This window comes from Sorangium sp. So ce302, assembly GCF_051530145.1.
GTDB lineage: Bacteria > Myxococcota_A > Polyangia > Polyangiales > Polyangiaceae > Sorangium > Sorangium cellulosum_B.
The window spans coordinates 7,254,276-7,275,014 of record NZ_CP150326.1; the positions used below are offsets into that span (position 1 = coordinate 7,254,276).

The window sequence follows — 20,739 nt, forward strand, 5'->3', positions numbered from 1 at the left end:
TGGAGCCCACGCGCCCGTCACGTCGCCTGCGCGCCGAACGTCTGCGCGCCTTGGCGAGGAGCGGGCGTCGCCTGCAGCTCGTTTGCCGCATTGGCTCGCGGGGCTCGGCGTTCGCGACGTGCGCACGAGTCCATGTCAGCAGATGGCCGAGGCGATGGCCAGCGCGGCGCCCCCGAGCGCGCCGCCTGGTGATCCTCGTCGGAGAGCCTGGTAAGGGGGACCAGGAGATCCTCCCTGCATGATGGCTTCGCGGCTCGCGCTCCTCCCCCTCCCGCTTCTCGTCGCTTCGTGTGGTCCCGCCGCCGGGTCGGCCCCCGCGGCGCTCGCGCCGGCTTCGGTCGCCATCCCGCCCGCCCCGCTGGAAGCGCCCGCGAGCGCCGCGGACGCGCCGGCCGTGGATCCATCGGCCCCGCTGACGTTGCCGATCGCCGCGATCCCGCCGGCAACCTGGGTCGAGCCGCCCCTCGGCGAGCAGGAGCGGGCGAAGGCCGGTCGGGACCCGTTCCGCGAGCACACCGAGATCGCCCTCGGCGAGCGCGTCGCGATCTTCGCTGCGAAGGGAGGCGGTGCCGACCCCGCGGGCGGAGCCTTCGCGGTCGAGCAGAAGCTCGGCGTCGTTGGCCCCCTGAAGCTGCCCGCTCGCTTCACCTGGGTTGGCGTCGCCGGCCCGCAGATCGACACGCTCTATGGGGCCACACCGGAGGGCGTGCTCCACCGCGCTGCCGGCGTCCTCGATGCGCTGAGGCCGGAAGGCTTCGTACCGCGTAGCAGCGTGCCTGGCGCGACGGCCTGGGACGCCGCCGGCACCCTCATCGCGGCCGCGGCAGGAGAGCGCGTCAGCGTCTCCGCCGACGAGGGCCGCAGCTTCACCTCGGCCGTGGTCGCGCCCGGCAAGACGGTGCGCGCGGTGCTCGTGCGACCCGACGGCGTGCTCGCGGCCGTGGTCGAGGCGCCGGCGCGCGGCCAGCAGCCGGCGGCGCCCGACACGTTCCTCTCGCTGGATCGCGGGCAGACCTGGAAGCGCTCCGCGTTCCAGCCGCGATCGATCGAGCGCGCAGGATCCTGGATCTGGAACGGCAATGCGAGCTGCCCCGCCGTGCTGAGCCGCGACGGCCGGGCGTGGACCAGGGCCGCTGCTGGCCTTTACACCCGACCCACGTTGGGCATCGCGCTGCACCTCTCCCCCGCGATCCGCGCCATCGAGGCCGGCTCGTTCCGCTCGTCCGTCGCCCCGCCAGCGCCCGAGCCGCCCCGGCGCGGCGACATCGCGGTCGGGCGGGAGCCGCCTTGCAAAAGCGACGACGGGGGCGTCGTGGGCGGTATCGGGCTCATGGGCGCGGCTGGCGTCTCGTGCGGAGGCGCGCTCTGCCTGCTCGAAAGCGCCACGCCGCGGCCACAGCCGACGCGCACACGGATCGCGACGTTCGGCGACGGGATCTGCGGACCGACGAGCGCGCGACCGCCCGGCAGCGCCTGCGCCGCGCACCTCACGCGGCCACCGACGTTCGCGGTCGTCGACCACATCGCGAGCACCGTGACGCCCGTCGCGGCGCCCGAGGGGTGCCCGCAGCCGGTCGCGCTGCACAACGCGGCGGGCATCGGCGTGCTGATCTGCCGCGGAGGCAGCGGGGGCGCGACCCTCTTCGTGCGGGGCGCGCAAGGTGCATGGCACGCGGAGGGCAGCCAGGCGACCCCGGCCGAGGCCCTCAAGTGGATCGCCGCGGCGCCGGATGGCACGCTGCTCCTGCTCGAGCCGACGCCGCCCGCAAGCGCCCGGCAGCGCGAGCCGCTGCAAGCGCTCGTGCGAAGTCCGCTGCCGCTCGGCGCACCGCAAGCGTGGCGCCGGATCACGGCGCCGGACGGCGTCGCGGCGCTTCCCGCTCCCGGCGGCGCGGCGCTCCTCGCGAGCTCGCCCGCGACCTCGGCCGGCAGACGCCTCGATGTGACGCTGGATCGCCCAGGGCAGCCGGCGCTCACCCTGGCGCGCGACGTGGAGGTCTCCCAGGACCTGACGCTGATGGAGATGCGGGACGGGCAGGTGCGATTCCGCGTGCGTCCAAATCCTGCGCCGGACGTCAAGGGAAGGCTGCGGCCCTCGCCGCCCGAGCCGCGGGATGCGCGCTGGTACGTGCTGACCCACGGCGGCGAGCTCGTGCTGGGGACGCCCACCGGGCCGACGCCTCCGACCGAGGGGCGCCGGCTCGACCCTGCGGGGCGCTAGCGCCGCGTCCGCGCGGTCCCTCGCGTCGCAGGACCCAACCACGTCACGGGCCCTGGGCCGTCGCGGGACCCAACCACGTCACGGCGTCGCGGCGGGACCCAACCACGTCACGGCGATGGGATAGCCGTAGACGCCCCCGCCGCCGTCGCCTGGGTCAGCGGTCCCGGAGAAGCCGGACCATCCGCCGACGAAGCTCCTCGTTGCTCTCGCGCCTCGCAGCCTCGCTCAGCAGCTCGATCGCCGGCCCGCGCAGGACGGCGGCGTGCTCGATCGCTTCGATCGCCAGCCTCCGGGCGATCTCACACGACAGGGACAGCGCCGCGCTCCACACCGCGCCGTCGTAGAGACAGCCGCGCAGGCCGGTCAGGAGCGGCCTTGCGGCGGCAGCGTCGTCCCTCGCGATCGCGCCCCTGAGCCTCGCCGTCAGCCGCATCTTCGCCTGATCCGAGCGCGTGGCCCCGCACGCGGCGATGGCCAGCGCCGCGATCTCCTCGTCGGGATCGGAGGTGAAAGGCCACACCGCATGGAAGAACGGGGTTCCGCCGGTCGCCACGGCCCCGAGGGCGCGGAGCAGCGCCTTTTTCCGGGCGAGAGACGCGGTCTGGAGGCGCGGGAGCAGGAGCGCCTGATCCAGGGAGAACTCCCGTCCAAGCCTGTCGAGGAACGCAGCGCAGTCCTCGTCGGGCACGCGGTCGAGCTCCTGGATCCTCGCCTCGGGAACCGGGGGAAGTGTGGCCTCCTCCCCGGACTCGGGCGCTTCCTTGGCCCGATCGAGCGCCTCGGCGAGCGCCCTCCGGACCGAATCCTTGTCCCAGGCCTCCGCCGCCCGCGCTTCCAGCTTCAGCGCGGCCAGCAACGCCTCACCGGCGCGCCTGTGCTGCCCCGGATTCCTGACGACGAGGGCCGCCATCACGGGGGCGCGCCGCCACGGATCCGGAGCGGCGAGGGCACGCTGGAGCGCCGACTCGGCCTCGGGGACGCGGTAATCGCGGAGGACGAGCGACGCGGCGTGGAGGTCCCGCAGCGACGCCGACCGCTCGATGAACCGCTCGATCGAGGCGATGACGTGGGGATCGCTGGGTTCGTAGCCCGAAATGACGTGCTGGAGCACCGGCAAGATGTCGCTATCCAGGCCGTCCGGGTCCTGCGCTGCCAGGAGCGACACGAGGAGCGGAGCATCGCCTGGGCGACCGGCTACCCACAGGACGAGGAGCGCGCTCCTGTGATTCCTGCTGTGTTGCCCGGGCGGGCCCCTGAGCGCCTTGATCGCCTGGACGCGCATCGCCCCGGCGATCTCGTGCAGGGGGTTGTCTTGTCCCCACCGGGTCTCGGCCTGGCGTCGCTGGAAGTACTGGAAGAGCCGGTTGATCGCCTCGCGGGAGCCGGACCTGAGCACGATGCGCGCGAGCCTCACCCGCTCCTCGTCGCTCATGGCCGACGTGAGGAGCTCTTCGACGATCGCGTGCGCCCGCCGCCGGAGCGGCCGCCCTTCGGCAGAGATTGCAGGGCGCAGACGGCGCTTTCGGTCCGGGCTCATGCCAGAGCCCATGGATCCTATCAGCATCCGTTCGACGCGACAGGGGTTCCCTGCGCGAGCAGCCAGCACGGCTCACGCTCCAGCGCGCGACGCGGCTCGTGAAGCTCGCGCGCTCCACCTCGCAGGATGGATCTCCTGGGACTGGAGCCGTTAACATGGTGGACGCATGCCGCAGCAGTCACCGCCCGAGCAGCAGCAGTCACCGCCCGAGCAGCAGCAACCACCGTCCGAGCAGCAGCAGTCGCCGCCCGAGCAGCCCTTCTCGCTGACAGACGGCGCCCTCGCCGCGTTGGTGGCCACCGGCTACGGCGTTCCGGCGCTCGCGGCGCTGCTCTTCGGCGCGGGCCAGCTGGTCCGACTCGATGCCGCGATCTTCGTCGCTGGAGCGCTCGGGCTGGCCGGTTGGATCGGTCTGACAGTATGGACATACCGCGCGATACGGCGCCGGGGGCGCGCCCCCTTCCAGGTGGCGGCCGAGGTGCTCACGCTGCTCCTCCTGCCCGCCTGGGGCATGGCATACAGCCACGATGCCCCCGGGACGTGCGCTGTCCCCGCATGCGACGTCGGCACCACGGCGTTCCGGCCGCTCGCCGAGCCGGAAGTCCACGGCTTGATCGCGTTGCACGCCCTCACCGCGCTCGCCTATGTCGTGTCACGGCGCCGGCAGGAAGCGCTGCCTGGCCCTGCAGAGCTCGCCGTCCATGCAGCGCTGCTCGTCGGAATTGCGCTCCACGTCCTGCTGGCGGTGCACTTCGGCCCCTGGGTCGCGGCCGGCCTGCTCGTGCCGCCGCTGCTCCTGCCGTGCGTCGCGCCGGTGTTCACTGTCGTCTTCTATTCCGCCGAGCTGCGCGCTCGCCTCTTGAGGCGGGGCGTCGAGGCCAGCGCGCCCGCTCCGTTGGCCGCTGGCGATCCCGCCTATCGCGCGGGGCCGCCGCAAGTCCCGCTCCCGCCGCCGCCCGCGATTCACCGACCCACGTTGTGGCGCGCCCTCGCGGCTACCCCGCTGCTGCTCGGGGTTCACGCCGTCCTGCACGCGGCCTGGCTGGGACATCCGGCAGCCGCCCTCCAGGTCTTCACCCGCACGTGCGGGTACACGCTGTCGCAGCTCCCGATCGTGAAGCTGCCCGGCGATTGCCACTACTTGTGCACCGTCGCTGCGCGCGGCCACGCCTGGCTTGTGCGCCCGATCCGGCTCGGACGGCGGGGCGGCACGCCAATCCTCGTCAATCGCCAGCTCGCCATCGCCAACGCCTTCGAGGATCTGCTGCACGAGCGCTGGCCGCGCTTCGGCCGCGCGGCGCGCCAGCTCTACGACCGGATGGGGCTCCCCGTGAGCCGATACATCGGCGCCGCTTGGGCCGCCGATGTCATCTATCTCGCGATGAAGCCGCTGGAGTGGGCGTTCTACCTGACGCTCCTGCTACTCGACCCACGCGCCCCCGAAGAGCGGATCGACCGTATGTACAGGTGAAAGCGGCCCAGCGGCTCGACCCACCCGGCCGCACCCGGCCGACCCAGGTTGAGCCATCGCCGCAGGTTGAGCCATCGAACCATCGCACGACCCACCCGGGTTGAGCCATCGCACGAAAGCATACGCAAGAGGAAACTCGACCCGGGTTGTCGGTCACCGGATCTGCGCACCCCCAATCTATGGGTTGCCCCGGGTTGATTCAATCACTTCGCATCACCTATCGGCCCATAACCGTCCCGCTCTGTCAGTCAGAGCCTATCTAAAGTCACCGTTCCAATCGCCGCATACGCACTCGACCCGGCATACCCTATTCTTAGGCGTACGCGCAGCGCCAGACAAACGCTCCGCCTTCTCCAGACGGACGTTCTCCACAACACGACAACAACGCGTCGAACCCGCTCCCGCGCTTTTCGCATCGCTGAGAACGGCGCCACGCGGTATCTACACCACGAGTCTGAGGTCCGTCACGCTGGCGCCGTGGAACGTGCGCATCCACCAGGTTCCCGCCGGGAACACCACACCGCGTACCCCGGCGCGCCACCGTTCAAGCGCCGCGCGGTACGACGCACGAAACGCCCGCACCGCAGCACCAGCGATTCGCCGTACATCCCCCTGCTCGCGGCCAACCGCAAAGGTCGGATTGCGTTCACCCAGCGCCTCGAAGCTCGTGACGCGCTCGTACGGGGAGATCTTGCTGACTCGCTCAGCACCAAGGAAGCGACGCCCTTGCCGCTGCAGCGCCGCATGGGCCTGCGCCTCCTGTTCCTTGAGCGCGGCGGCGACCAAGTGCCGAAAGTCATCGATGCCGTCCTGCTCGACCGCCGGTGGCACCGCGAGAGGCAGCATCACTTCCTCGGGCCACTGTGGATTTTCCGGGTCAAGATACGCCACAGGACGCGCCGCACGCAGCACGCCGCAGCCGAGCTCTCTCACGTCGACGTTCGCCCCCGGCCACTCACGCGCATGCCGGACGAGGCCAGCGGCCACAGGGTTCGCGAGCACGTAGGCGATCTTCTCCACGACAGCAGCGCGCGTCAGGAGGCGCACAACGCTCGTGGCTTCGTGGTCCCATACCGGTCCTTCCCACGCGCGAAGCACCTTGGTCCCGAGCGCCACAATGCGATGAAAGAACTGCAAGAAGCGCGGCAAGACGCCATTCACGTCCGTCACGACCAGGTGTAAATGCGTTGACATCGCGCAGAACGCGTGTACCTCGATCCCGAAGCGACCAGCCGAGACCGCGAGGGTGTAGACCAAGAGCTGGGTGATCGCTGCGTCGGGGCGCAAGAGCAGGTGCCGACGCAAGACGCGACGGGTGATCATATAGGTAGCGCCGGGCGAGATCTCGCGGGGGTGGCTCATGGCCCGTCCATATCAACAAACGCTGTGCCAGAGATTGTAGTCAATCATTTCAAGCACTTGCCACGCCCCACAGGTGGCGATCACTGCGCCAGAGGTGGCGGCCGCCATGCCGTCTTCCACCTCGGATGTTATATTCACCACCTCCAGACATCGCCGCCCATCCCCTTCCACCCCCTCCACCAACCTCACCCAACCCAACCTAGGTTAATATTTGGGTGGAGATTTGGGAGCAAATCTAAGTCGGGTCTTGGGACGACCTGCGTCGAGTCTCCGACCTGGGTCGGGTCTGCGGAGTCGGGTCTGCGGGTCCAATCTGGATCAGGTCTCAACCTGGGTCAGGTCTGGATGTGGTCATGTCTCAACCTGGGTCAGGTCTCAACCTGGGTCAGGTCTGGATGTGGATGGGGTCGGATCTGGAGCGGTCCAACCTGGGTCGGGTCTCACCCAACCTGGGTCTCACCCAACCTGGGTCAGGTCTCAACCTGGGTCAGGTCTGGATGTGGATGGGGTCGGATCTGGAGCGGTCCAACCTGGGTCGGGTCTCACCCCGGCTGGGTCGGGTCTCACCCGGCTTTGTTTCCTTTTGCATGGAGAGCGCGCTCCGAACGAGAATACAGCATGCTCGACCCAGCTTATGACTCATCCGCGATACACAAACACGCAGCCCGTGAGAGCTTCACTTACACATTCCGCACCCCCGCGGGCGTTCGTCGCGCGACTTACACATTGTTCCAGCAGCTTCTCGTGAACGGCTCGGCGCTCGCTGTCGCCGCGCTCCTCCCTGCGTGCGGTCCGGCGCCGGAGGAACCTGCTCCGGGATCGGGGTCCGGCGGCGGCACGACGGCGACCTCAGGCGCAGCCGGCACCGGCAGCACCGGCAGCACCGGCAGCACCAGCAGCACCAGCAGCACCGGCAGCACCAGCAGCACCGGTGAATCGACCGGCGAGGCGGCTGGAACCGGCGGATCGACCGGGGCTGCAGGCGGCAACCCCGGTGCCTGCGAGCAGGGCACGACGAGCACGGAGTGGGCGACGAGCTGCCAGACCACGGGGGCCAGCTGCACGGCAGGCACCTGGAGGGCGCCGCGCGACGGCGGCGAGACGCGCGCGCCGCTGCGCCACGAGTCGGCGCACTTCGCCTTCTACTGGCCCGATGGGACGGACATCAACCTGAGCCAGGCGGAGGAGGCGGCGGACTCGCTCGAGAGCATCTGGAGCGCGTACTTCGGCAGCCCCATCTTCTTCCCCGAGCCGTACTGCAAATCAGCGGACAAGTGGAAGGCCGCGGTCCATTTCGACAACAGCTTCCCGCTCTGGGGCGGCGGGTGGAGCCGCAACGGCGTCAATTATATGGGGATGTGGATCGGCCCCGACGCCGCCAGCGACCCGTGGGGGCTCGCCCATGAGTTCATGCACGGCGCGCAGTCGACGACGCAGGCGTTCCCCGATTGCGGCGGCGACGGCTGCTGGATCTTCGAGAGCCACGCGAACTGGATGCCGCATCAGATATGGCGGGACAACGTGCACTGCTCGGACATGCTGCCGAACATGCCGCACCTCTACTACGGCAACACCCGGAACCGCTATTGCAACTGGCAGTTCTTCGAGTTCCTGAAGGACAAGCACTGCTACAGCGCCGTCAACGACATGTGGGCCTACGAGGCGCCGCGCGGCCAAGGGGACCCATGGCAGAAGCTCATGCTGAGCCGTGGCTGGGACATCGAGCGGCTCAACGACGAGTTCGGCGAGTGGGCGATGCACAACATCACCTGGGACTACAAGGACCCTCCGCCCACGGACGGAGGCGATCCATCCGGCGTGTATCGACGAAAATACGGCTCGATCGAGGCCGACATGACGTCGAACGGCCGCACCGATCGCCGGCTTCGTCTCACGCGGATCGAGGCGCTCGACGCGGACTGGGCGCAGAATCGCCGCTTCGTCTCGCCGTATCACTGGGCACCGCAGCGCTGGGGTTACAACATCGTGCGCCTGCACCCGAAATCGGACGCGACCAGCGTGCGCGTTGTGTTCCGGGGTGTGACGCAGGCCGGCGCCGACTCCGGCTGGCGCTGGGGCCTCGTCGCGACGGACCCGGAGCTGACCACATCGCGCTACAGCCCCCTGCAGCGGGGGAGCGACGGCGAGATGGACTTCTGCGTCAGCCCCGGCGAGAACGTCTACTTGGTCGTGGTCGCGACGCCGACCGAATACCAGAAGCTGGTCTGGACGAACCCCTCGGACGGGCCAGCGTACCCGTCGATCTATCGCTATCCATACATGGTGGAGCTCGACGGAGCGTGGCCCGCCGGCTTTCAGGACGGTCAGCTCGACGCGTGTCCGCGGGGCACGACGAGGCACGCGAACGGCGGCGGCTGCGCGCCCGCGGGCACGCCGTCGAGCGTCTACGTCGGTCCTTACGCGACCATCCTCGGCGGAGAGGTGAGCGGCGACGTCCGCGTCGAGGATCATGCGACCCTCGTCAACGGCGTGATCTCCGGCGGCCGTGTCGGCGCGCTCAGCCTGGTCGGGCAACGCGGCTCGGGCATCCAGGCGCGCGGGTTCAACGTGAGCGGCTCGGCGAACGTGCAGACCACCTTCTACCCGCTCGGCTGGTTCGGCGATCGCCAGTCCGTCTCCGGAACAGCAAAGCTGCTCGGGGATGTCGAGCTCGTCGCCACATCGAAATCGAGCAACACGTTCTACGGGTTCGTCCCCGACGACTGGGCGGGCGTCTCGACGGTCACCGAGGTGACGGCCGCACCCCCGTACACCTGGCGGCGTTGAGGCTACGATGCAGACGATGCTTCATGTTGGGCTCATCGGTGACCGCGACGACGCCGTGACGGCCCACCGGGCCATCCCGGTGGCGCTGCGGCTAGCGGAAGAGGCGCTATCCGCGCCGCTCTCATTCGAATGGGTGCCGACCGAGGAGGTGGCCGACGCCTCGCGGGTGGCTCGTTATGACGCCCTGTGGTGCGTTCCGGCGAGCCCGTACCGGAGCATGGATGGCGCGCTGCGCGCGATCCGCTTCGCCCGCGAGCAGCGGCGCCCGTTCCTCGGCACCTGCGGGGGCTTCCAGCACGCGGTCGTCGAGTATGCGCGCCATGTGCTGGGCTGGTCGGACGCCGAGCACGCGGAGACAGCGCCAGAGGCGCAACGCGCGGTGATCGCGCCGCTTGCGTGCTCGCTGGTCGAGGCCACCGGCAAGATCCGCTTCAACGCCGGAACCCGCATCGCGCGGGCCTACGGCCGCCCTGAGGCCACGGAAGGATATCGGTGCCGCTACGGCCTGAACCCGGAGTTCCAGGCCGCGCTGGTCTCGGGCCCGCTGCGCATCGGCGCCGAGGACGACGCCGGCGACGTGCGCGCCGTGGAGCTCGACGGCCATCCGTTCTTCGTCGCCACGCTGTTCCAGCCGGAGCGCGCTGCGCTCGCCGGTCGGCTGCCGCCGCTCGTGGCCGAGCTCATCCGAGCCTGCTCGAGCGCCGCCGGCTGAACGCTGGCGCCGGCACATCGTTCAACGAAGGAAGGATCCGCCAGAGCGTCAACGACGCCGAGCTCTGGATCTCTTCCTGGCGTCCGGCGCCTTGTGGTCTCGAACCTCGGCCGGCTTCAGCGTTCCGGTGCGCCTGCTGCTCCACGAGGTGTTTCTGCGAGGCGCTGCGCGTGCGGCGCCGGCGCTCAGCGCGATTGCAGGAAGTACCTGCGCGCGGCCTCGCAGAGTTCGGGCCAGCGCTGGGCAAGCGCGGGATCTGCTGCAAAGCGGCCTGCCCAGAAGGCGTCGAGGGCGGCGCGCGCCGCGGGGGTCGGCACCCCGTAGCGTGCGTTCGTGCTCTCCACGTAGGCGGGGTACATCTCGCACGCGACGACGAGGCCGGCGTACTGGTTGAGCGTGAGCGAGGGTGGCGGGCGCGCGCTGAGCGGGTCGCTCACGCTCGCGGGGGCCGGCGTGGAGGCTGGCGGGACACTCGGCGTGGCGGCCGGCAGCGCGCCCGACGCGGAGGCCGGCAGCGCGCTCGGCGTGGCGACCAGCGGCGCGCTCGACGCGGCGACCGGCAGCGGGCTCGCCGTGGCAGCCGCCTGCGCGCTCGACGCTGTGACCGGCAACGGGCTCGCCGTCGCAGTGGCCTGTGCGCTCGGCGTGGCCGCAACGGAATGACGCTCGTCGTGGAGCGGCACCGCCGGGGAGTGGTGCGCGGGCGCCGGACCAGGCTCGCGCACCGGCTGTCCATCGGGGCTGGCGACGGGCTGAAACGGCAGCGCCGAGTCGAAACGAGCGACGGACGGCCGAGGGCGCTCTTCGGAGGCCACCGGGATGAAGGGCAGCGCGGAGTCGATGACCCGCGGCGTATCGGGGAGCGTCTTGCTCAGAGGCTTCGACGCCGCGCCGCTCACCGGCGGGTCCGTCCGAGGAACCGACGCAGGCGCGGGAGCAGGCACGATCGCGGGCTGGGTGACGGATTGGGGTGCGGGTGTGGATGCAGGCGCCGGGGCGGGCTCGGGCGCGGCCACAGGTGCGGGCGCGGCCACAGGTGCGGACGCGGCCACAGGTGCGAGCGCGGCCACAGGTGCGGGCGCGGCCACAGGTACTGCCATCGGTGCCGGCGCGGGTGCTGCGATCGGCCCAGGCACACCGAGCGGCGCCGGCCCAGGCACACCGAGCGGCGCCGGCCCAGGCACCGCCGTCGACGCCAGCACCGCCATCGGCGCGGGCATCGGCGCCGCCGTCGGCGCTGCCGCCGGCACGAAGGGCAGCCCCCCGCCCAGGCGAGACAGCGGCCCCTGCGCCTCGACCAGCGCCGGCGCGCTCGTCGTCGCGGTGACCTCCTCCGCTTCATGCTTCGCCGCGGTCGGCGGCACGAAGGGCAGCCCTCCGCCCAGGCGAGACAGCGGCCCCTGCGCCTCGACCAGCGCCGGCGCGCCGGTCGTCGCGGCGGCCTCCTCCGCCGCGCGCTGCGCCGCCGCCTCGTCCTCCGCGCGCTGCGCCGCGGCCCGCTTCGCCTCCGCCAGCCGCTCGTCGAGCGCCCCGTGCGCGTCCTTGAGCACGACCAGCGCCTCGGCGCTCTCGCCCTCCGGACCGAGGACGCGGCCGATCGCCAGGAGCATCTCTCGCGCGGCGCGCAGCGCCGCCTCGTCCGCCGCGCGGTCGGGCAGGTGCCGCCTGGCGAACGCCGTGAGCTCGTCGTCCTCGCATCGAACGAGATCCGCGAGCCGGGCCGCCACGCGGCGCCGATCCGGATCGACGCTGCTGCCCGACGGCCTGCGCATCGCCGCGTCGAGCTTCGCGAGCGCCTCGGTCAGCGCGCTCTTCTCCGGCGCCGTCCCTGAATCCGTGGCGGACCCCTTGCTCGCGACCCTCACGGCGCGAGCACGAGGACGGTGGTGACGCTCGGTACGATGGCCATGCCCGGCGCGTTCGTGCTGTTCTGAATCGAGATGCTCGTCAGGCGCGTCATGGGCGCGCAGCCGACGATCACAGTGAAGGCCGCGGTCACGTTGCGCGACGGGCCCATCACCATCCCGGACGCGACGCCGAGCGCGACGCCCGGGTTGTCCCCCATCGTGAGCGGCGCGACCGTCAGCATGTTGTGCGCCGGCGCGCACGTGACGAGCACGTTCGGCACGAAGAGCACGCTCATCGGATGGAGCGAGATGTTCGGGTACGGGATCGGCACCGGGGCCGGCGTCGGGGTCAGGCACACGTCCGGGAACGCCAGGCACATCCCCCCTGCGGTCGTCTTCGCGAGCATCGCTTCACCCCTCGTCGTTGCTGGCGCCCGCGGCCCCGCGCGGCGCGCCCCTTCAGCCGATCTTGACCTGCTCGCCGTCGAGCTTCGCGAGCGTCCGCGCGGCGACGATCGTGTTCTCCCCGCGGATCGCCGCGAGGCCCTCCGCGCGGAGATCGAAGACGCCCGCGCGCACCTGCTCGAGCGCCTCGACGAAGCGGAACGCCTGCTTCGCGCGCTGGACGAGCCGGTCCGCGCGCGCCTCCATGCGCTCGGCGACGACGACGGCCTTCTGGACGTGCGCCTCGAGCGACCGGCCGACGAGCCCGATCTCCTCGATCGCCGCAGCCGCCGCCTGCGCGCGGATCTGGAGCTTGCCCGCGAACAGCCCGACCTCCCTGGCAGCGGCGATCTCGATCTGGTCGCCGGCGCCGAGCCCGAGCCGCCCCGTCGCCTGCACCTTCATATCGCCCTCGGCGACGATCCGCGTCGTCGCGCCCGCCTCGCCCTCCAGCACCGCGAGGACGAAGACCTGCTCGCCGTCCACCGCGCAGAGCACCCGATCCCCCGCGTCCGGCGCGACGAGGCAGCTCTTCGCGCGCCGCGCCGCGACCGGCCCGCCGCCGAGCTCGACAACGAGCCCCGACGCCGTGCCCCGGACGACGCCCGTCTCCAGCGACGGCACGCGTCGCGGCGAGGGCGAGCGCTCGATCGCCGGCAGATCCACCGCGGCCAGGAGGTCGTCCTGCGCGCTGTCGTCGTGTGCCACCGTCAGTGGCTCGCGGGCCGCCATGCTCTGCATCTCGGGTCTCCTCGGCCTGGATCCGCCCGGTCAGGACGTGCGCGCCGCAACGCTAGTTTCAACGATTTCACGGCAAAAATCAACGGATTTCATGGAACGCGGCCTCTCCCCAGGTCTCACGGGTCGCGGTCTCGTGTCTTGCGTCTCGTGTCTCGTGGTTCCGCACGGTCTCGTGGTTCCGCACGGCGCGCGCAGCAGGCACGGTCACGCGCGCTGCCCATCGCGCTCGCCGCCGCGGCGCGGCTTCCAGTTCTCGATCGCGGCGAGCTTCTCGTCGTCGCCGAGCCAGCCTGCGCCCGCCGGCACCTTCGCCCCGTCGCGGCGGGCGCGGTGCAGCTTGGTGCGGAACATCGCTGCCTGCGTGAAGTCCGCCCCCGAGAGGTCGCAGTGCGAGAAGTCCGCGTACGCGAGCTTCGCGCCGACGAAGCGCGCGCCGGCGCACGACGCGAAGGCGAGGTACGCCTCGACGAGCTCCGCCCCCGAGAAGTCGGCCTCCGCGAGCGCGGCCCGCTCGAAGATGGCGTTCTGCAGCTTCGCCCTCGAAAAACGCGCCTTCGCCGCGTTCGCATCGCCGAAGAGCGCCTGCGTCAGGACCGCATCGGAGAAGTCGCAGTCGGACACGTCGACCCCGGTGAAGTTGCACTGCGTCGCGTCGCAGCCCGCGAAGCTCGAGCCAGCGACGCTGCCGCGCATGAACTGGGTGCGGAACAGCTTTGTTCCCTGGAACGCCCGCGCGCCCAGCGCCGCCTCGACCAGCGTCGTGAGCGTCAGGTTCGCGCCGTCGAGCAGCGCGGTGCGCAGGTCGAGCTTGTACAACGTCGCCTTCTCGAGGTTTGCGCGAGAGAAGTTCGCGCCGCCGGCCTTGACCTCGACCAGGTTCGCCCGGTCGAGGTTCGCCCCCTCGAACGAGGCGCGCTCGAGCGAGCACGTCGTCCAGGTCGCGATGGGCGCCTCCGCGCCCGACAGCGCCGCGCCCTCGAACGTCGACTCGATGAAGCTCGCGCCGACGAGCCTCGCCCCCGAGAGCGTCGCCCCGTCGAGGCGGCTCCGGAAGAAGGTCGTCAGGTGCAGGTCCACGCCCGCCGCGTCCACGCCCGACAGATCGCACTCGGAGAACGTCGACTCCTTGACGAGCGCGCCCCGCATCGCGCGCGGCATCCGGACCCGATCGAACACCGCGCCCGAGAGATCCGCGCCCGTCAGGTCGAGCCCGGAGATGTCCACGGCCTGGATCGGGTCCCCGTGGCGGACCTTGTCGAGCACCTCGTCGCGGTTCATGTCGCGCCTCCAGGAGCCGGCGCCGCCTGCCGGTCGAACCGGGTGAACTCGACGCTCGCCTCGGCGAACGTCGTCCGGTTGTCGCCGCGCGCGCGGCTGAAATCGGCCCGGCAGAGCTGCGCGCCCGTGAAGTCGGCCCCCGCCAGGCGCGATTTCGAGAGGATCGCCTCCGTCAGGTTGCACCCGCGGAGCGACGCGCGGTCGAGGTTCGTCCGGATCAAGAGGGCGTTCTTCATGACGGCGCGGTCGAAGGTCGCGCCCGTCGCGTCCGCCTCGGAGAGATCGGTCATCGTCATCTGGGCTCGATCGAACCGCGCGCCGCGCAGGTCCGTCGTCCGGAAGCAGGTCTTGTCGAGCACGGCGTCGCGGAAGTCGGCCTCCGGCAGGCCGCTCTTGTGGACGGCGACCCCCTCGGAGAAGCGCGCCCCCGCGAAGCGCGCCTTCGCCCCGGTGCAGCTCATCAGCGACGTCTTGTGCAGCCGAGCGCCCGAGAAGTCCGCGCCGTCGAGCGAGCACTCGAGGAGCATCGCCCGCTCGAGGTTCGCCCCGGCGAGGTTCGCCCCGGCGAAGCTCGTCTGGAGGAACGAGCAGAGCGAGAGATCCGCGCCCGAGAGATCCACGCCACCCCAGCTCACCTGGAGGGCGTCGGCGCGCTCTAGCTTCGCCCGCTTCAGGCTCGCCCCGGCGAGCCTCGCGCCCATCAGGACGGCCTCGGTCAGATCGGCGTCGTCGAACACCGCGCCCTCGAGGTTCGCCTTGCCCAGGTTCGCGCCCCGGAGCCGCGCGCCCGTGAGGTTCGCGCCAGAGAGGTCGGCCTTCGCGAGCACGGCGCCCTCGAGCACCGCACCCGAGAGGTCGCAGCCGCGCAGGTCGGCCCCCTCGAGGAACGCGCGCGCGAAGCGCATCCCCCGCAGGTCGACGCCGCGGAAGTCGGCGCCGGTGAGGTCGCGCTCGTCGAGCGGCTCGCCCGCCTCGCGCGCCGCATCGACGACGACGCGCGCCATCTGCGAGGCCTCGGCGGTCATCGGCAGGGCCGCGGATCGCAGGTGCGCCGAGCCGCGGTAGCCCTCGCGCGCCGCCTGCTCGAGGCGGAGCAGCTGCTCGGGGAAGCCTGGGTCCGCGAGCATCGCCTCCAGCTCGAGGTTCGGCACGCCGCCGAGGCGCGCCGCCTCGGCCAGCTCCGCGTACTGCTGGAGCTGCGCCTTGGCCGAGAAGCGCGGCGGGCCGCCCGGCGGCTCCTCGCCGGTCTGGCCGCGCCGGAGCGCCTCCTCGGACACGTCCATCTCGGCGGCCTGCGCCTTCATGCGCTCCTCGGCCTCCTTCTTCAGGCGCTCGGCCCGCGCCTTCTCCTCGTCCATCTTCCGCGACGCCGCGTCGAGGTACGTCACCAGCGCGTCGAGATCGTCGACCGGCGGAGGCGCTTCCTCCTCCGGCAGCGGCGCGTCCAGGCCGAAGCGCGCCGGGTCGATGCCGTCCGCGAGCAGCTCCTCGCGGCGGCGCTCGCGCTCCCGCTCCGCGCCGCGCCGCAGGTTCTGCATGGCGAGGTTCTCGCTCTTGAGCCACTGCACCATCTCGATCCCGGCGACGTTCGCGGCGACGCCCGACTCGCGGGGCGGCATGAGATCGCTGTCGCTGAGGGACGCGATCGAGCCCCGGTCCTTGTCGATCCGCCGGGCGAGCGCCTCGCGGTAGTGCTCGATCGGCCGGGGGCGGCCGATCTCCTCGCAGGCGACGACGAGGTCGACGATCTCCCCGGCGTCGTCGTCGGCCACGGGCATCGAGCCGTGGAAGATCACGACGCCGAGGTTGGCCGAGGGGAAGAGCCACACCGTGTCGCAGCGGACGGGCAGCTCCTGGAACGCCTCCCCGCTCGCGTCGCGGCGGGTGACGAGCACGCGCGCGGCGAGGCCGGGGAGCGCGCCCTCGATGCGCGGGCGCGTCGGGTGCATGTTCTCCACGAGGAACGCCTCGTCGCCGCGGAGCGGCTCGGCGATCCATTGATCGTTCGGCGCGACGTTGAAGAAGGCGGGGTCGACGTCGGGCGGAAGGCCGGGCGCCCACTTCTCGGCGTAGTCCGCGCCGTACGTCCCCGCGCGGCCGCGGCGCTGGGCGAACGTCACGTCCATCGCGAGGAAGGACGCCGGGCCCGGCCGGTCGCCGGGCGAGCGGATCAGCGCGCCGTAGTGCTCCACGTTCGGCAGCGGCCGGACGCGCTGCCCGCCGCGCTCGACCTCCTCGATCCCCTTCCCGTACGGATTCGCCGCGTCCTTCGGCCCGCCGAGCGCGCGCGCCCAGTCGATGGGCATCTCCGAGAACGGCTCCGGCTCCGTGAAGCCGTGGCCGCTCCAGCACCGGTCGCCCAGCACGGCGAGGCGCTTGTCGACGGAGCCGAGCCGCGCGCGGACGAACGACGCGCCGACGCGGCGGCCCTCCGGGGCGTAGCACCGGCCCGCGACGAGCAGCTCGCCGCGCGCCTTCGTGATGCCGTCGTCGAGCGGGATGCTCCCGAGCGCCGCCGTCGCGGCCTGCCAGAACGACATCTCATCGACGAGCGCGCGCGGCGCGTCGAGGGGGAACGCCATCATGGCGCCCACGTGGAACCTGAGGCGCCGCGCGACCTCGACGACGCGCGTGAGCGCCGGGACCTTGAGGGGTTTGACGACTCGCATCCGCGCTCAGATCTTCGTGAAGCCGCTGTTCCACGCGATGAGCCCCGCGAGGGTCAGGGCGATCGCCTGCTGCTTCAGGTAGGTGCCGAACTGATCCATCTTCGCGCCGACAGCCTTCTTGTCCATCGCGGCGAAGTCGAGCTTGATCAACGACGTCTCGAGCTTGAGCAAGTAGGCCTGCTGGGCGAGCGCGGCGTGGTCCGTCTTGATGACGCCGGTCGCGCCCTTGTAAACGAAGAGCTCGTGCTTGTTCGGCGTGAGGTCGAACGTCAGCCCGAGCACCTCCCACTTCAGGTTGGTGGCCGTGATCTTCGCGTTGGGCGCTTTGATCAGGAAGTTCGTGTCGGACTTCAGGTCGACGTCCCCGCCGAAGTGGCCTTTCCAGGTCGTGGCGACCTCCGTCTTCCAGCTCTTGTAGTCGTCGAAGTTCTCGGCCGTGACCTTGTGCATCCACGGCCCGGTCACCGTCGACGAGCCCTCCGGCTCGATCGTCTGCTCGAACTTGCCGTGGACGTCGTGCTTCATCCCGCCGCTCGTGATGGTCAGCGTCATCCCGTCGGTGATCGTCTGCTTCATGCCGCCGGCTTCCACGGTGTCCACGCGGCCCGTCTTGATCGTGGTCGTGCGCGTCGCGTAGTAGGTCTCCGTCGCCGCGGCCGTGACCTGGAGCGTGTACGTCCCGCCGACGCCCGCCCAGAGGTTGCCGACCACCATGCTGAACTTGTTGCCGCTGACGTTCTCCCAGGAGTCGCCGCCGATCCATGAGCCGCCGTCTCCCGAGGTCGTCTCCAGGTAGCTGAAGGTGACGTCGACGAGCGCGCTGCCGGCGATGGCCGGGTCGGCGTTCTTGGGGGACAGGAACGTGCCGACCTGCGTGTCGCCGTCGCCCGTGTAGACCGCCCCGTGGTTGCCGCTCGGCGTCCCCATGTAGATGCCGGTGCGGTTGTTCGGCGTGTGGAGGAAGATGAACTCCTTGCCCTGCTCGTCCTCGAGCACGAGCTGGTTGCCGCTCCCGGTCCGGATGATGTTCTGGCTGAGGTTGCGCTCCGCGACGACGCTCGGCCGGTGCGCGTTCGGCACGACGCCGGCGATGAAGGGCCGGTCCGGGTCGCCGCCGAGGAAGGCGATCATCACCTCGGTGCCCTTGCGCAGCGGGAAATGGAAGCCCTCCGTCGTCCCGCCGTGCGGCTGCATCATGCGCACCCGCGTCGAGATGCGCGCGTCGGGCAGGCCGCTCGTGTCGAACTCGAAGCGCACGAGGTAGCGGCCGTCGGCGTCGATCTGCGCGTATTGGCTGTCGGCGGGGCCGCAGACGATCGCGTTCTCGAACCCGTAGATGCGCGGCCACTGCGTCGCCTGCGGCGCGCGGAACTGCACGTCGGCCGGGATCGCGAGCAGCTTGATCGCGTAGATGTCCTTGCCCGAGAGCCCCGTCAGCCGCGCGACCTCGGGCGTGATCCCGGCGATCGACGCGCTGTGCTGCACCTCCAGCGCGAGCCACTGGTCGACGATGTCGGCGGGCTGATCGTCCAGCGAGAACCGGTACCCGGCCCGCGGCCCGAGCGCGTCGCCGCTCCCGCGCAGGGTCACCTCGCGGCAGCCGATCGACTGCGCGCGCACCTGCGCGAGGCGCTCGGCGTCGCTCTGCACGAAGACGCGGAAGCCGTACTCGCGGATCGCGCCCACCCCGTTCGCGGTGATGCTGCTCTCGCCCTTCACCGACGCGGACGGGTTCGAGTAGTTGTAGTCGGCGATGGTGACCGTCTTCGGCAGCCACTGCACGTTCTGCTCGATCTGGTGCAGGCCCGGCGGCGCGGTCACGTCGTCGCCGAAGAGCGGGACGTAGCGCACGACCCCGCCGCCCGGGAAGTCGTCGTGCAGCCCGCGATCGTCGACGATGACGAGCACCTCGCCGGGCCCGTCCTCCGGGTGCTCGAAGAAGTAGTAGAGGCCCTCGCGCTCGAGCCACCGGTGAAAGAACGCGAGGTGCGTCTCGCGGTACTGCGCGACGAACTCCTCGACCGGGTAGTCGCCGTCGTTGATCGAGAAGCGGAAGTCGCCGCCCGCGAGCCCGCCGTTCTGGAGCGTCGCGGAGAGGAACTCCTTGACGGGCTGGTTCGTGAAGACGTGGCTGCGCCAGAAGTGGCGCAGGAACCAGAGCTTCGGCACGAGCAGCGCCTGGTACAGCGCCCGCTCCGCGTTCTGGTGCAAGAGGCGAACGCTCGCGATGACGCCGTGCACGACGAGCGGGTCCTTCCCGTCGCCGCGGCTCGCGCGCACCGTCGCCCGCTCGCCCACCGCCTTGCGCACGTCGGTGCTCGTCGGGACGGAGAAGAAGAGCTCGAACTCGTACGGCTGCGAGACGTGCTCGGTGCCGCGGAAACCGATGAAAGCAACGCTGGCGAGTGCCGAGCACGAGAGCGAGAAACCGTCTGGGCGCATGGAGAGCCTCCCCATCCCTGGCCTGGTGTTGAGGGCGGAATCTCCGTGCATCGCGTCGCGGTGTCAACGTCTGCATGCGCCACGAGAGTGCTGTGGAACAGCGGATCCGATGGTGGGACGAGCGCGCACCTGTGCGACGTCCGCCGAGCAGCGCGGGCTCGACGCCGCGCGCTTGCCGAGCTCGTTGCGCTCGTGTGCCGCGCCGCCACCGCGCGTGCGCCGCGCCGCCACCGCGCGTGTGCCGCGCCGCCACCGCGCGTGCGCCGCGCCGCCACCGCGCGTGCGCCGCGTCCGTGTGTGCCCTGCGCGCGTACCGTGTGCGCCCTGCGCGCGCACCGTGTGCGCCCTGCGCGCGCGCTGCAACCGTACCGTGTGCGTGCCGCGTTATCGCGCCGCTGCACTCGTGAGCGCGGCGATGACGCTGCGGGTGAAGCCGCGAAGGCGCGCGACGTCGTCGGGGCGGAGGGCGAGGGTGCGCGCGTCGCAGTAGAGCCTGCGGGCGACCTCGATCTGGAGCGCGTGGACCCCCTCGTCGCGGCGCGCGTGCCGCTCGAGCGCGTGGCCGCCCGGGAAAGGATCGTCGAGCGCGAGCGAGAGGCCGTGCGCGCGCGCGACCTCGGCGACCGCGTCGCGCGCCCAGCTCGCCGCGCTCTCGCCGCGCCGGGTCCCGAGCACGACGTCGGCGGCGCCCTGGAACATGACGTCGGGGTACGTGTGCCCGGAGACGAGGATCGCGACGCCGTGGCGCGCGCGCGCGTCGGCGAGGCGAGCGGCGATCTCCGCGTGGTACGGCTCGAACACGTCGCGGACGCGGCGCTCGACCTCCGCGCGGGGTGGTGAGCTCTCGAGCCACTGCTCGCCGCTCGCGGAGCGCCGCCGCACCTCCCGCAGCCCGTAGGGGAGCTTGTCCTCGTAGGGCGTGGGCACGCGCGGGGCCGTGTTGAGGTCGATGACGAAGCGGCTCGCCGTCGCGACGACGAGCGCCGCCCCCTCGATCGTGACGTCGCCGAAGAGCGCGTCCGCCGCGACGTCCGCGTCGGCCGCGAGGGCGCGCTCCGGCACGCGCGTGAAGCGCGCCGCGAGCTCGTCCACGACGAGGCTCGCGTGCGGGACCTCGACGACGATCGGCCCCGCCGTGTCAGGCTCGTGGACGAGGAAGGGAGGCGGCGTGGCAGGCATCGTTGCTCCGGAAGGTAGGCGCGCGCCGGGTTTTTCGCACGGGTGCGCC

At 71.5% G+C, this 20,739-nt stretch carries 13 protein-coding genes; 4 read left to right on the top strand and 9 right to left on the bottom strand.

Annotation, left to right across the window (positions count from 1 at the left end; translation table 11 throughout):
• Positions 1–238 precede the first annotated feature (238 nt).
• On the top strand, positions 239–2,221 hold the full coding sequence (locus WME73_RS27435; protein WP_437911456.1) for a hypothetical protein: 1,983 nt from the start codon (positions 239–241) through the stop codon (positions 2,219–2,221).
• 154 nt (positions 2,222–2,375) lie between these two features.
• Here WME73_RS27435 and WME73_RS27440 read toward each other — a convergent pair whose 3' ends face one another.
• Complete coding sequence (locus WME73_RS27440; protein WP_437911457.1) at positions 2,376–3,758, bottom strand: hypothetical protein; 1,383 nt, start codon at positions 3,756–3,758, stop codon at positions 2,376–2,378.
• Between the two features lie 166 nt (positions 3,759–3,924).
• Between WME73_RS27440 and WME73_RS27445 the strand changes: the two genes are divergently transcribed.
• A complete protein-coding gene (locus tag WME73_RS27445; protein ID WP_437911458.1) occupies positions 3,925–5,229 on the top strand; it encodes a DUF6688 family protein in 1,305 nt (434 codons plus the stop codon).
• 441 nt (positions 5,230–5,670) lie between these two features.
• Here the strand turns inward: WME73_RS27445 and WME73_RS27450 are convergent, their stop codons facing one another.
• The gene (locus WME73_RS27450) at positions 5,671–6,591 is read right to left on the bottom strand and encodes a transposase (protein ID WP_437911459.1); all 921 of its coding nucleotides are present in this window, start codon (positions 6,589–6,591) and stop codon (positions 5,671–5,673) included.
• Between the two features lie 618 nt (positions 6,592–7,209).
• Here WME73_RS27450 and WME73_RS27455 point away from each other — a divergent pair.
• Together WME73_RS27455 and WME73_RS27460 are read left to right on the top strand one after the other, a co-directional pair.
• Positions 7,210–9,378, top strand: a complete 2,169-nt coding sequence (locus tag WME73_RS27455; protein ID WP_437911460.1) for a DUF6055 domain-containing protein — start codon at positions 7,210–7,212, stop codon at positions 9,376–9,378.
• Between the two features lie 7 nt (positions 9,379–9,385).
• Entirely contained in the window at positions 9,386–10,090 is a 705-nt protein-coding gene (locus tag WME73_RS27460; RefSeq protein ID WP_437911461.1) for a CTP synthase C-terminal region-related (seleno)protein, read from the top strand.
• Positions 10,091–10,275: 185 nt separating this feature from the next.
• On the opposite strand, the gene WME73_RS27465 is transcribed toward WME73_RS27460, so the two are convergent.
• The 7 genes from WME73_RS27465 to WME73_RS27495 form a co-directional block, all read right to left on the bottom strand.
• Positions 10,276–11,955 (bottom strand): hypothetical protein, encoded by a 1,680-nt coding sequence (locus WME73_RS27465; protein ID WP_437911462.1) that lies wholly within the window; start codon positions 11,953–11,955, stop codon positions 10,276–10,278.
• Complete coding sequence (locus WME73_RS27470; protein WP_012237562.1) at positions 11,952–12,344, bottom strand: DUF4150 domain-containing protein; 393 nt, start codon at positions 12,342–12,344, stop codon at positions 11,952–11,954. Before WME73_RS27470 ends, WME73_RS27465 begins: the two co-directional genes overlap by 4 nt.
• 52 nt (positions 12,345–12,396) lie before the next feature.
• A complete protein-coding gene (locus WME73_RS27475) occupies positions 12,397–13,122 on the bottom strand; it encodes a DUF3540 domain-containing protein (RefSeq protein ID WP_437739355.1) in 726 nt (241 codons plus the stop codon).
• 204 nt (positions 13,123–13,326) lie between these two features.
• On the bottom strand, positions 13,327–14,400 hold the full coding sequence (locus tag WME73_RS27480; RefSeq protein ID WP_437911463.1) for a pentapeptide repeat-containing protein: 1,074 nt from the start codon (positions 14,398–14,400) through the stop codon (positions 13,327–13,329).
• On the bottom strand, positions 14,397–17,069 hold the full coding sequence (locus tag WME73_RS27485) for a DUF2169 family type VI secretion system accessory protein (RefSeq protein WP_437739357.1): 2,673 nt from the start codon (positions 17,067–17,069) through the stop codon (positions 14,397–14,399). The genes WME73_RS27480 and WME73_RS27485 overlap by 4 nt, the downstream gene beginning before the upstream one ends.
• Positions 17,070–17,075: 6 nt before the next feature.
• On the bottom strand, positions 17,076–19,511 hold the full coding sequence (locus WME73_RS27490) for a type VI secretion system Vgr family protein (RefSeq protein WP_437911464.1): 2,436 nt from the start codon (positions 19,509–19,511) through the stop codon (positions 17,076–17,078).
• Between the two features lie 384 nt (positions 19,512–19,895).
• Positions 19,896–20,690, bottom strand: a complete 795-nt coding sequence (locus WME73_RS27495; protein WP_437911465.1) for an N-formylglutamate amidohydrolase — start codon at positions 20,688–20,690, stop codon at positions 19,896–19,898.
• Positions 20,691–20,739 lie beyond the last annotated feature (49 nt).